The organism is Comamonas koreensis (assembly GCF_021026195.1).
In the GTDB taxonomy this organism is placed as follows: Bacteria; Pseudomonadota; Gammaproteobacteria; order Burkholderiales; family Burkholderiaceae_C; genus Comamonas; species Comamonas koreensis.
Genome location: NZ_JAJNCT010000030.1, coordinates 48,412 through 60,615, shown reverse-complemented (window position 1 = coordinate 60,615; position 12,204 = coordinate 48,412). Strand labels below are relative to the sequence as shown.

Sequence of the window (12,204 nt, the reverse complement as noted above, 5' to 3'; positions counted from 1 at the left end):
TGCCTCTGATTCTCGGGCCAAGCCCTTGATCGATCAATGATTATTGCAAGCCATATGGGCACTGAAGCGCAAAAGTGGCGAAAATAACGACATTCAAGAGCGAAAACTATGTCTATCCTCCCGATTCTCTGCTACCCCGATCCCCGTCTGCACAAAGTCGCCAATCCCGTGGCCGTGGTCGATGACCGCATCCGTACCCTGGTCCAGGACATGCTGGCCACCATGTACGACGCCAGCGGTATCGGCCTGGCAGCCACGCAGATCGACGTGCACGAGCGCGTGGTGGTGATCGATGTCTCCGAAGAGCGCAACGAGCCCATGGCTATCATCAACCCGGAAATCATCTGGGCCAGCGATGAAAAGCAGGTGGGCGATGAAGGCTGCCTGTCCGTGCCCGGCATTTATGACGGCGTGGAGCGCTCGGTGGAGGTCAAGATCAAGGCCCTCGACGAGAACGGCAACAGCCGCGAGATCGATGCCGAAGGCCTGCTGGCCATCTGCATCCAGCATGAAATGGACCACCTGCTGGGCAAGGTGTTTGTCGAATACCTGTCGCCGCTCAAGCGCAACCGCATCAAGTCCAAGCTGGTCAAGCAACAAAAGCGCGAACTGGCCGACGCCAAGGGCTGATATGGGCACGACGCGATCTTCACGGAGCTGGCTGCCTGGCCGCGCGTGGGGCGCGATGGCGCTGTTCGTACTGTGCGCAGCCCTGGCTGGCTGCGCCTATCCCACCCAGTTCAAGCCCGGCACCCCGCAGCAGGAAGTGCTGGGCAAACTGGGGCCTGCCAATACCGTCAAAAAGCTCGATGGCGGAGGTGAGCGCTGGCTTTACACCACCCAGCCGATGGGGCGCGAGGCCTACCAACTGCAATTTGGTGCCGATGGCCAGTTGCAGACAACCACCCAGGTGCTGACGGCCGGGAACTTTGGCGCGATCCCACTGGGCCAGTTCAGGCAGCAGCAGCTGCTGCAGGATTTTGGCCCGCCGATGGAAATCACCTCGGTCTGGAGCTTCAAGGGACAGGTCTGGACCTACCGATTCTGGGACAATGGCATCAAGCGATTCGCGCATGTGCATGTCGATCCGCAAGGTGTGGTTCAAAAGCTGATGTTCATCGATGAACCTTTGCCCGAGCCCCGCCAGCGAGACTGACGCCCCCGCTGCGCGCCCCTGATCGCAGCTTGCCCCCTATCCTCAAAAGACATGAAAGTAGTTTTTGCCGGCACGCCGGAATTTGCCCGTGTGGCCTTGGAGCAGTTGCTGGCCGCCGGTCACGAAGTGCCGCTGGTGCTGACCCAGCCCGACCGGCCCGCCGGCCGTGGCATGAAGCTGCAAGCCTCCCCCGTCAAGCAATGCGCGCTGGCGCACGGCATTGCCGTCAGCCAGCCGCTCAGCCTGCGTCTGGATGGCAAATACCCCGAAGAAGCGGCTGCCGCACGTGCGGCGTTGATCGCCGCCCAACCCGATGTGATGGTGGTGGCGGCCTATGGCCTGATCCTGCCGCAATGGGTGCTGGATTTGCCCGCCAAGGGCTGCCTCAACATCCACGCCAGCCTGCTGCCACGCTGGCGCGGTGCCGCGCCTATCCACCGTGCCATCGAAGCCGGCGACACTCAGACCGGCGTCACCATCATGCAGATGGATGCGGGCCTGGATACCGGCGATATGTGCCTGGTGGAAGCGCTGGACATTGCCGTCCAGGACACCACCGCCAGCCTGCACGACAAGCTGGCAGCGCTGGGCGGCCGCATGCTGGTGCAGGCACTGGCCTTGAGCGCCGAGGGCCGTTTGCAGCGCGAGCCGCAGCCGGCAGAAGGCATCACCTATGCGCACAAGATCGAAAAGGCCGAAAGCGCGATTGACTGGGCGCTGAGCGCCGAGCAGATCGACCGCCGCGTGCGCGCCTTCAACCCCTTCCCAGCTGCCTCGACCCGCGTCGGTGATGAGGTGGTCAAGATTTGGGCAGCGCAGCCCGAGCGACATTCGCCCGCCGATGCTGTCCCCGGCCAGGTGCTGGCGGCCGATGGCCAGGGCATTGTGGTGGCCTGCGGCGAAGCTGCCTTGCGCATCAGCGAGCTGCAGCGGCCCGGTGGCAAGCGCTTGCAGGCGGCAGATTTTCTGCGCGGCCATGCGCTGCAACCCGGCCAGGTTCTGGGTGACGACAGGCAGTCTGTGGCGGCTCCATGAGCCTGCACCACCGGCGCCGCGCCATCGACCACCCCAGTTTCCGTGCCGGCGTGGTCGACATGTCGGGAACGGCCGTGGGCATTGCGGCCTGGGCGCTGGTGACCGGCGTGGCCATGGTCAAGGCGGGTATCTCTGCCCCTATGGCCATCTTCATGTCCCTGGTGGTCTATGCCGGCAGCGCCCAGCTGGCGGTGCTGCCGCTGATGGCCATGGGCTCGCCGATGTGGGTGGTCTGGTTCACCGCCGCCTGCGTGAACCTGCGCTTTGTCATTCTGTCGAGCATGTGGCGCAGCTATTTTGCGCACCTGCCGCTGTGGCACCGGCTGTGCATTGGTTACTTCAGCGGTGATGTGATCTTTGTCGCCTTCATGCGCCGCTACACCGCGCCGGTGGCCAAGCCCCAGCAGGTGTACTACTTCTGGGGCGCCTCGTCGCTCAACTTCATTACCTGGCAGGGCTTCTCGATTGCCGGCATCTTGCTGGCCAATGTGGTGCCGCTGGAGTGGGGCCTGGGCTTTGCCGGCGTGCTGGCGCTGTTGGGTGTGCTGTACTCGATGCTGATCGACCGCGCCACCAAGGTGGCGGCGCTGGTGGCCGCGACGGCGGCGATTGCGGCCTACGGCATTCCGCTCAAGCTCAACATCCTGGTGGCGATTGCCTGCGCCGTCACCATCGGCCTTCTGGTCGAGGCGGTGGACCAGCGCGGCCGCAAGCCCAAGATCGTGGTCGTGGCCAAGAACAAGCCGCTGCCTTCTCCTGGGCCCGAGCAGCCCGACGATGGCACCACGGCCGTGCCCGTGCGTGAGGAGCATGTGCGATGAGCCAGGACGACTGGGATCTGCTGTACCAGCTGACCGCCATTGTGGGTCTGACCATCATCACCGTGGTCACCCGTGCGTTCTTCATGATCCCGAAGAACGAGCTGCCGTTGCCCGACTGGCTCAAGCGCGGCCTCAAATACGCACCGCTGGCGGCCTTGATGGCCGTTATTGCGCCCGAGCTCCTGATGGTCAAGGGCGAGCTGACCAAGACCTTGCTCGACGCCCGCATTCCGGCGGTGATCTGCGCGACCCTTTATTACTTCAAAAAGCGCGGCATCCTGGGCACGATTGTGGTGGGCATGGCGGTGTACCTGCCTTTGCACATCGGCTTGGGCTGGTAATTGTTCAGACAGACGCGGGCGCGACTGGCAGCTTGGGAGCGGCCGGGCAGGCCTCTACAATGGCGGCCATGCTCGGCCGCTCGTTAGGCCTGTGCCCCAGTTTCTAGACTCTTTGGTAGCCATTCCCATGAACATCCTTCGTTTCTCCGACCTGTGTGCCCAAGGCAAGGTGCAAGGCCAACGCGTTTTCATCCGCTCCGATCTGAATGTGCCGCTCAATGACGCGGGCGAGATCACCGAAGACACGCGCGTGCGTGCCTCGGTCCCCGCGATCGAGATGGCGCTGAAGGCCGGCGCCGCCGTGATGGTGACCAGCCACCTGGGCCGCCCCACCGAAGGCGCCTTCAAGCCCGAGGACTCGCTCGCCCCCGTCGCCCAGCGCCTGGCCCAGCTTCTGGGCCGCGAAGTGCCGCTGATTGCCGACTGGGTCGATGGCGTCCATGTGGCACCCGGCCAGGTCGTGATGCTGGAGAACTGCCGCACCAATGTCGGCGAGAAGAAAAACCTGCCTGCGCTGGCGCAAAAGCTGGCCCAGCTCTGCGACATCTATGTGAACGACGCCTTTGGCACGGCCCACCGCGCCGAAGGCACGACCTACGGCATCGCCGAGTACGCCAAGATCGCCTGCGCCGGCCCGCTGCTGTCGGCCGAGATCGATGCCATCACCAAGGCCCTGGCGGCGCCAGCGCGTCCGCTGGTGGCCATCGTCGCGGGCTCCAAGGTGTCGACCAAGCTGACCATCCTGCAGTCGCTGTCCAGCAAGGTGGACCAGCTGATCGTCGGCGGCGGCATCGCCAACACCTTCATGCTGGCTGCGGGCCTGAACATCGGCAAGTCGCTGGCCGAGCCCGATCTGGTCGGCGATGCCAAGGCGGTGATCGATGCGATGGCCGCACGTGGTGCCGATGTGCCGATTCCGACCGATGTGGTCGTCGCCAAAACCTTTGCCGCTGATGCCAAGGCCACCATCAAGCCGGCCACCGAGGTGGCCGATGATGACCTGATCCTGGATATTGGCCCCGAGACGGCCGCCCGCCTGGCCGAGCAGCTCAAGAAGGCCGGCACCATCGTCTGGAACGGCCCGGTGGGCGTGTTCGAATTCGATGCGTTTGCGCACGGCACCGAAACCTTGGCGCAGGCCATTGCCCAGTCGCCTGCGTTCAGCATTGCTGGCGGTGGCGACACCTTGGCCGCTATTGCCAAGTACGGTATCGAAGACAAGATTGGTTATATCTCAACCGGCGGTGGTGCTTTCTTGGAGGTATTGGAAGGCAAGACCTTGCCAGCCTTCGAGATTCTGCAAAAACGCGCGGCGGGCTAAGCAATTTCAGCCGATAAGGGCTCGTTCCAAAGTGTGAGCAAAAACAACAAAATGCGCCGCTCTGCTCGCACTTTGGATCGTTTCACTTGTCTTGATACCACCACATCTACAACAATGGATGCAAGCCTGGGCGGGTGTTGGCCCGTCGGCTATCTAATTCCGAGGAGGGAAACATGGCTTTGAAAAAGACCATCGGAGCGGCGGCGCTGGCAGGCGCCGTCCTCGCGTTGACGGGTTGCGCGGTAGAGGCGCCCGTTCCATACGGCGCCAACTATGCGCAACCAACCCAGATGAAGGTGCGCGCTGCGGGCCACTGGGACCTGATGGCCAGCGAAGTGGTCGCTGACACCCTGGCGACGCTGGAGCGCAATGGTCTGAACGCCAAGACACCTTTGTACGTGGCCCTGCCACAAAACGCCAGTGCCTTTGACAGCGTGTTCCACGACCTCGTCGTGACCAAGCTGGTGCAGCAGGGCGCATCGGTCTACACCACCCCCGGCCAGCAGCTCGAAGTGAGCTACGACGCCAAGGTCGTGCACCACAACCTGCAGCAAGCAGGCAATTGGGCCTATGAAGGCGACAACGGCCAGGTCATCGCTGGCGTGAGCCCGACCATCGGCACCGACTACCAGGCCGCCACCATCGCTGGCGCCCCGGCATACTCCGAAGTGCTGCTGACCACCACGGTGCTGCGCCAGGGCCAGTACGTCGCGCGCAAGTCCAATGTCTACTATGTTGACAATGCCACCGTCGGCCAGTTTGCCAAGACCGAAGCCTACCGTGCCGTCAACATGAAGGTGGTGGGCAAATGATGCTGCGTCTGACCACCTTTGCCGCTGTGGCCTCGGCCGCTGTGCTGGCTGGTTGCGCCAGCTGGACCGAGCCTGCCCAGCCCGTGAGCACGGTGCGCACTGAGCCCACCTACCAGGCCGCCGACGCCAGTGTCTTCCTGGCCAACAGCCAGGATGCAATCAACAAGCTGACCGCCTCGGTCGCGCCCCAGTCGACCGGTACCGGCCCCGTGCTGGTGGCCACCGTGGTCAATGTGAACAACATGGGCGCCTCGTCGCCCCTGGGCCGCACCCTGTCCGAGATCTACGCCAACCAGATGGCCGCCCGTGGCTTCCACGTCAAGGAAGTCAAGCTGCGCACCGATCTGTATGTGCGCGAAGGCACCGGCGAGCTGCTGCTGTCCCGCGAAATGCGCGACATCGCCCGCAGCCAGAACGCCTCCATGGTGCTGGTCGGCACCTTCTCGCCTGCTGCCAACTTCACCTACGTCAGCCTCAAGCTGGTGCGTACCGAAGACAGCCGGATTCTGTCGGGCTATGACTATGCCTTGCCCAACGACCGCGATGTGACCCGTCTGCTGAACGCGCCTCGCTGATCAACCACCGGGCCCCGCCCCGTTGCAACAAAGAACGCACTCCCTTGGGCAGTGCGTTTTTTTATGGCCGGATCGGCCGGCGTTGACAGCCTCCACAGCGGGCTGGCAGAATCCAGCCTCCCTCCTGGCGCGACATTCGATCCGGTTGGCCTGCGTGTTTCCCAGACCCGCTGCCGGCTTCAGGTTTTCCAGTCCCGATCTGCGCGCCTCCGTGCTTCTTGCACACCTCCCCGCCAACCCCGCGTTGGCACAGCCTTGATGGATCAGGTACCGAGCCTTGCTGTTCGGCGCCACGGCATCCGTCTGTCTTTTTCCTATCCCTTTGTCACGCTTTCACGTCAGGAGCTTCGAATGATGATTCGTCTGTCCAAGTCCGCCATGGTGCTGGCCATGGCCTTGTTCGCCACCTTGGTGGCATTTGGCAATATCACCGACTACGCCACCAACTTTGCCTTTGTGCACCATGTGTTCCTCATGGATACCACCTTCCCCGGCAACGGCATCATGTACCGCGCCATTGAGGCGCAATGGGTCCACCACCTGGGCTACGTCTGCATCATTGCGCTGGAAGCGCTGACGGCCCTGCTGTGCTGGATCGGCGGCAGCAAGCTCTTGCGGGCCCGCCATGCCGATGCCGCTGGCTTTCGCGCTGCCAAAAAATGGGCGATTGCGGGGCTCACGCTGGGCTTTCTCACCTGGCAGGTGGGCTTCATGTCGGTAGGCGGTGAGTGGTTTGGCATGTGGATGTCCAAGGAGTGGAATGGCGTGCCCGATGCCTTCCGCTTCTTCATCACCTTGCTGCTGGTGCTGGTCTACCTGACGATGGACAACGACAGCCTGGCAGCGCCTGCGCAAGCTGCGAACCACTGATACCAGCAACCCCGGACCGCCTTGTGCAGGCTCAGCCGCGGGCCCGGCTGGGCCAGAGCACCGAGGCGATGGCCAGCACCATCAAGGCGACGGCTGTCCAGTCCTGCCAGTGCAGGATCTCACCCAGCCACCAGGCGCCACTGAAGACGCCGAGCACGGGGATCAGCATCACGCTCAGCGTGGACGCCAATGGCGGCAGTGTGCGCACCAGAAAGAACCAGGCCACCTGGGCAAAGCCGATCACCAGCACCGCGTTGAACAGGATGGTGCCCCAGGCCACGGGGTCAGGCGCATGCCAGCGCGGGCGCTCCAGCAGCGTGGCCAGCAGGCACAGGCAGAGGGTGGTCATCACGGTCATCCAGAAGGCCAGGGTCAAGGTGGCGGCCGGGATGCGGGTGCGGCGCAGCAGCTGGGTGCCCAGCGCCCAGCTGGCCGCCGCCAACAGCATCAGCGCCACGCCGGTGGGCTTGCCGCCCAGCTTGTCCATCTCATTCCATAGCAGCAGCAAGACGCCGCCTGCGGCAGCGGCCACACCCAGCCAGGCGCGCGGTGGCAGCCGGTCGCTGAAGAACAGTGCGCCCAGCGCTGCTGAAAAAATAGGCATGGTGTAGCCCAGAATGGCTGCCCGGCCGCTGGGCAGCAGCGGGATGGCCACGATGATCAGCGTGTGCCACATCACCATGTTGAAAAAACCCAGCACCAGCAGCGGGCGCCAGTAACGGCGCTCCAGCCGGAACGGCACCTTCAGCACCACCAGGCCCAGGGCCAACAAGGGCAGGCCGATCAGCATCGACAGTGCGCGGAAGCTCAGCGGCGGAAAGTGCTGCACCCCCGTTTTCATCACCGGCCAGTTCAGCCCCCAGACCAGGGTCAGCAGGCCCAGGGTCACCAGTTGTTGTCTCGACAGCGTAGGCATGGGCTGCGATTGTGCCTGCAATCCCCGTGTGACGCAGTCAGCCCTGCGCAGAGCGGGGCCCCTGGCCAGCTTTTACAATAGCGGCCATGCCTTTCATCGACCAGCTGCGCGCCGCAGCCACCCAAAACAACTCCATGCTGTGCGTGGGCCTGGATCCGGAACCCAGCCGTTTTCCAGCCGCGATGCGCGGCGATGCCAGCAAGATCTATGATTTTTGCGCAGCCATCGTCGATGCCACCCATGACCTGGTCAACAGCTTCAAACCGCAGATCGCCTATTTTGCCGCGCACCGCGCCGAGGACCAGCTGGAAAAGCTGATGGCCCATATGCGCCGCGTGGCACCCCAGGTGCCGGTGATTCTCGATGCCAAGCGCGGCGACATCGGCTCGACTGCCGAGCAGTACGCCAAGGAGGCCTTTGAGCGCTACGGCGCCGATGCGGTGACCTTGTCGCCGTTCATGGGCTTTGACTCCATCACGCCCTATCTGCAGTACGAAGGCAAGGGCGCCTTCCTGCTGTGCCGCACCTCCAACCCCGGTGGGGATGACCTGCAGGCCCAGACCCTGGCCGATGTGCCCGGCCAGCCACAGATGTTCGAGCATGTGGCGCGCCTGGCCCAGGGCCCCTGGAACACCAATGGCCAGCTCGGCCTGGTTGTCGGCGCCACCCGCCCGCAAGAGATCGAGCGCGTGCGCGCCGTCGCCCCCCACCTGCCGCTGTTGATTCCCGGCGTGGGTGCACAGGGCGGCGATGCGGTGGCCACCGTCAAGGCAGCGCGCATCGGCGGCGGCCCGATCATCATCAACTCCTCGCGCGCCATTCTGTATGCGAGCAGCGGCGAAGACTTTGCCAGCGCGGCGCGCGCCGCCGCGATCAAGACCCGCGATCTGCTGAACGCGGTGGACTAAACAGACACTACGCCAAGAGCGACAGGGTCCGTGCTGCATGCTGGCACGGACCCTGCTTCTTTTCCGGGACAGGGCGCGGGCCTCTTGCGCCAAGACACAATGCGGCCTGCCGCTTTTCCTCTGACGACGCCCCCACCCGCCACAAGGATTCCCGATGCTCCCTCCGTTTTTTTTTCGCCCCGGCCTTGCGGCCACCGTCGGACTGCTGGCATGGGCGGCCAGCATGGCGGCAGGCGCGCAAGCGGCTGCGCACTACCCGAGCAAGCCCATCACCCTGGTGATTGCCTACCCGCCCGGCGGCAGCACCGATGCCGTGGGCCGCATGGTCGGCACCGAATTGGCGCAGCGGCTCAAGCAGCCGGTGGTGATCGAGAACCTCGGCGGTGCCGGCGGTGCCATCGGCGCGCAGAAAGTGGCCCGGGCGCCGGCCGATGGCTACACCTTGCTGCTGGCGGCCAACAACGAGATGGCGATTGCGCCGCTGATCAACAAAGCCATCAAGTACCGCGTGTTCGAGGATTTCACGCCGATCAGCCTGGTGGCGACGCAGCCCATGGTGCTGGTCGCGTCGCAAGCCAGTGGCGTCAAGAACACGCAGGCGTTCCTCAGCCTGCTGCGGCAGAACCCCGGCAAGTACAGCTATGGCAGCTCGGGCGTGGGCACGGCGCTGCATATCGCCGGCGAAATGGTGCAGCAGGCCGGCGATGTGACGATGACCCATGTGCCCTACAAGGGCGTGGCACCGCTGACCAATGACCTGCTGGGCGGCAGCCTGGAGTTTGGGGTGTTTGTGCTGTCCTCGGGCCTGCCGCATATCCGCGCCGGCAAAGTGGTGGCGCTGGGCACGACCGAGGCCAAGCGCTCCCCCGTGACGCCCGATATCCCAGCGTTGGCCGAGACTTCGGCGTTCGCCAAGGTCGATATCAACAGCTGGTTTGCGCTGATGGGCCCGGCCAAGCTGCCGCCCCACGTGCTGGCTGCGTTGCGCGGGGCGCTGGCTGACACCCTGCAGTCGCCCAGCTTTCGTGCCAAGCTCGAAGCCAGTGGCAATGTGATGGCCGCACCCGGCCAGGACATGGGCGCCTTCTTGAAGGCCCAGGTGGCCAAGTACCAGCAGATCGTCGAGACGGCGAAGATCGAAGACCGCTGAGCGCGGTCTTCTTCAGTGGAGCTTAGCGCCGCGCCGCCTGCAGCCAGCGGCCGCCCCAGACCACGACCACCAAGGCCAGCACGACAAACACCGCGCCAGCCCATTGCCAGCCGGTCACCGTCTCGCCCAGTACCAGCATGCCGGTGGTCAGCCCGATGACGGGAACGCAGAGGCTGAACGGCGCCACGCGGTTGGCGGAGTAGCGCTGGATCAGTTGGGTCCACAGCCCGTAGCCGACGATGGTGGCCACCCAGCCCAGGTAGGCGATGGATGCCCAGGCCAGCCAGGGGATCTGCTGCCAGGTCTCGGCATGCAGCCACTTGCCCACGCTGCCATCGTCCAACCAGGCGCTCAGCCCGATGAAGGGGATGATCGGCATCAGGCTCCCCCAGGCGATAAAGCTCACCGGGTCGTAGCTGGCGTTTTCCTTTTGCGCCAGGCGCACCACCACGTTGGAGCAGGCCCAGGACGTGGCCGCGCACAGCACCAGCAGCAGGCCGGCCAACGTCGTGCCGCCAGCGCCATTGCTGCGCAACTCATTGATCAGCAGGCAGGCCAGGCCCAGCGCCGCAATGCCCATGCCGGCCACCAGTGGGCGGCCGGGCCGCTCGCGCAGCAGCACCCAGGTCCAGACAGCAGTGAGAAACACCTGGGTCTGCAGCACCACGCTGGCCAGCGACGCCGTCATGCCCACCTTGAGCGCGGTGAACAAGAAGCCGAACTGGCCCACGCCCTGCAGCAGGCCAAACAGCACCACCCAGCGCCAGTGCACGCGCGGCGGCTTGATGAACAGCACCAGCGGAAAGGCCGCGCACAGGTAGCGCAGGGCGCCCAGCTCGAACGGGGTCAGGCTTTGCAGGCCCCATTTCATGATCACAAAGTTGATGCCCCAGACCACCACCACGACCAGCGCCAACGCGAGGTCAGTGGGGCGGAAGGGAACCGGGGAGCTGGAAGCAGACATGGCTGGAGGCGCTGGTGTGCGCAGCGCCGGATGTTATTCAAGGTTTTCCAGCAGTGTGCCAGCAAGCGCGGCTGCGTGCTGGCACTGCGCTATTCAGCGCAAGCCCCTGGTGGGCGACACTGCCTGGGGCTGCACGCCCTGGCTGGCAAGGGCCGGGTCCAGCGGCTCATGCAAGGCCAGGTTGCGCGCCAGCAGGCCGTAGCCATAGGCGCTCTGGATGCCGTAGCCGCCCTGCGCGGCCACCCACAGAAACTGCGGCGCCTGGCCATCCCAGCCGATCACCATCTCGCCATCGGCGACAAAGGAGCGCAGGCCCGCCCAACTGTGGCTAGGGCGGCGGATGTCAAAGTGGCTGGCCTGCATGATGCGGTCAATGCCCTCGGCAATGTCCATCATCTCGGGCTGCACATCATGCGGATGCGTGGCATCGGCATTGGCGGGCGAGCCCAGCAGCTGGCCGGCATCGGGCTTGAAGTACCACTGCTCGCCAATATCGATGACCGCCGGCCAGTGCTGGCCGTCCATGCCGCCGGGCATCGCAAAGGTGAAGGCGCTGCGGCGCTTGGGTGTGAGTCCAATCGCAGCGGCCCCGGCCATCTGGCCCAGTTCATCGGCCCAGGCACCGGCGGCATTGACGACATGGCGGGCCTGCAGCTGGCGGCCATCGGCCAGACTGATCTGCCAGTGGCTGGCGCTGGCATCCCAGTCCAGGCTCAGCACCCGGGCATCGTTCCACAGCTGGCCGCCGCGCCGGCGCATGCCTTTCAAAAAGCCCTGGTGCAGCGCGTGCACATCCATATCGCGGGCGCCATCGTCGGTAAAGCCGGCTTCCAGCACCTCGGTGTTCAAGGCGGGCAAGAAGGCTTTCAGTTCGGTCTTGTCCAGCCAGCGGGCGCCGGGCGAATGCTGGCGTGCCTCGTCGTAGGCGGCTTGCAGCGCGGGCAACTGCTCGGGTGTCGCCACATACAGCACACCCCGGGGGCTGACCAGCGCCTGCTCGGCAAAGTCAGCCGGGGGCTGCTCGTAAAACGCGCGGCTGGCCCGCGTGAGTGCTTGCACCTGGGCTGGGCCATAGTGCTCTTCGAACAGCGCGGCCGAGCGGCCGGTGGTGTGGTAGCCGGGTTGGGATTCCTGCTCCAGCACGAGCACCTGGGCGCTATCGGCCAGGTGCCAGGCGGTGGCGCTGCCGGCCATGCCGGCGCCGATGACGACAAAATCCCAGACCGCCGGGCTGGCGCTGGCAGACGTGGTGACCGAGGGGGTGACCGAGGGGGTGGCCGAAGGGGAACTGTTGGGGCTTTCCATGCTCAGCATGGTAAGGTCACCAACACTTCG

The 12,204-nt window shown here is 64.9% G+C and carries 14 protein-coding genes; 11 read left to right on the top strand and 3 right to left on the bottom strand.

Translation table 11 applies throughout. The features are described 5' to 3' along the window. Window positions 1–108 precede the first annotated feature (108 nt). From def to LPW39_RS20860, 9 genes are all read left to right on the top strand, one after another. The gene (gene def, locus LPW39_RS20900) at window positions 109–630 is read left to right on the top strand and encodes a peptide deformylase (protein ID WP_230779672.1); all 522 of its coding nucleotides are present in this window, start codon (window positions 109–111) and stop codon (window positions 628–630) included. A 55-nt stretch (window positions 631–685) separates the two neighbouring features. After that, window positions 686–1,156, top strand: a complete 471-nt coding sequence (locus tag LPW39_RS20895; RefSeq protein ID WP_230779670.1) for a hypothetical protein — start codon at window positions 686–688, stop codon at window positions 1,154–1,156. Window positions 1,157–1,207: 51 nt separating this feature from the next. Beyond that, window positions 1,208–2,191, top strand: coding sequence for a methionyl-tRNA formyltransferase (gene fmt / locus LPW39_RS20890; RefSeq protein WP_230779668.1), 984 nt, complete (start codon window positions 1,208–1,210; stop codon window positions 2,189–2,191). Next, window positions 2,188–3,012, top strand: coding sequence for an AzlC family ABC transporter permease (locus LPW39_RS20885; protein ID WP_133856333.1), 825 nt, complete (start codon window positions 2,188–2,190; stop codon window positions 3,010–3,012). The genes fmt and LPW39_RS20885 overlap by 4 nt, the downstream gene beginning before the upstream one ends. Next, window positions 3,009–3,353, top strand: coding sequence for an AzlD domain-containing protein (locus tag LPW39_RS20880; protein ID WP_230779665.1), 345 nt, complete (start codon window positions 3,009–3,011; stop codon window positions 3,351–3,353). Before LPW39_RS20885 ends, LPW39_RS20880 begins: the two co-directional genes overlap by 4 nt. A gap of 127 nt (window positions 3,354–3,480) precedes the next feature. Beyond that, entirely contained in the window at window positions 3,481–4,674 is a 1,194-nt protein-coding gene (locus LPW39_RS20875) for a phosphoglycerate kinase (protein WP_230779662.1), read from the top strand. A 173-nt stretch (window positions 4,675–4,847) separates the two neighbouring features. Further along, window positions 4,848–5,486 (top strand): hypothetical protein, encoded by a 639-nt coding sequence (locus LPW39_RS20870; RefSeq protein ID WP_230779659.1) that lies wholly within the window; start codon window positions 4,848–4,850, stop codon window positions 5,484–5,486. Beyond that, window positions 5,483–6,061 (top strand): FlgO family outer membrane protein, encoded by a 579-nt coding sequence (locus LPW39_RS20865; protein WP_230779656.1) that lies wholly within the window; start codon window positions 5,483–5,485, stop codon window positions 6,059–6,061. The genes LPW39_RS20870 and LPW39_RS20865 overlap by 4 nt, the downstream gene beginning before the upstream one ends. A gap of 351 nt (window positions 6,062–6,412) precedes the next feature. Beyond that, window positions 6,413–6,931, top strand: coding sequence for a DUF2165 family protein (locus LPW39_RS20860; RefSeq protein ID WP_230779653.1), 519 nt, complete (start codon window positions 6,413–6,415; stop codon window positions 6,929–6,931). 31 nt (window positions 6,932–6,962) lie between these two features. Here the strand turns inward: LPW39_RS20860 and LPW39_RS20855 are convergent, their stop codons facing one another. Continuing rightward, window positions 6,963–7,847 (bottom strand): DMT family transporter, encoded by an 885-nt coding sequence (locus LPW39_RS20855; protein ID WP_230779651.1) that lies wholly within the window; start codon window positions 7,845–7,847, stop codon window positions 6,963–6,965. An 86-nt stretch (window positions 7,848–7,933) separates the two neighbouring features. On the opposite strand from LPW39_RS20855, the gene pyrF reads away from it, so the two are divergent. Beyond that, a complete protein-coding gene (pyrF, locus tag LPW39_RS20850) occupies window positions 7,934–8,755 on the top strand; it encodes an orotidine-5'-phosphate decarboxylase (protein ID WP_230779648.1) in 822 nt (273 codons plus the stop codon). Window positions 8,756–8,909: 154 nt separating this feature from the next. Then, the gene (locus LPW39_RS20845) at window positions 8,910–9,905 is read left to right on the top strand and encodes a Bug family tripartite tricarboxylate transporter substrate binding protein (protein WP_230779644.1); all 996 of its coding nucleotides are present in this window, start codon (window positions 8,910–8,912) and stop codon (window positions 9,903–9,905) included. 22 nt (window positions 9,906–9,927) lie between these two features. Here LPW39_RS20845 and LPW39_RS20840 read toward each other — a convergent pair whose 3' ends face one another. Together LPW39_RS20840 and LPW39_RS20835 are read right to left on the bottom strand one after the other, a co-directional pair. Next, on the bottom strand, window positions 9,928–10,869 hold the full coding sequence (locus tag LPW39_RS20840) for an EamA family transporter (protein ID WP_230779641.1): 942 nt from the start codon (window positions 10,867–10,869) through the stop codon (window positions 9,928–9,930). Window positions 10,870–10,962: 93 nt separating this feature from the next. Next, window positions 10,963–12,183 (bottom strand): NAD(P)/FAD-dependent oxidoreductase, encoded by a 1,221-nt coding sequence (locus LPW39_RS20835; RefSeq protein ID WP_269075906.1) that lies wholly within the window; start codon window positions 12,181–12,183, stop codon window positions 10,963–10,965. Window positions 12,184–12,204: the final 21 nt, after the last annotated feature.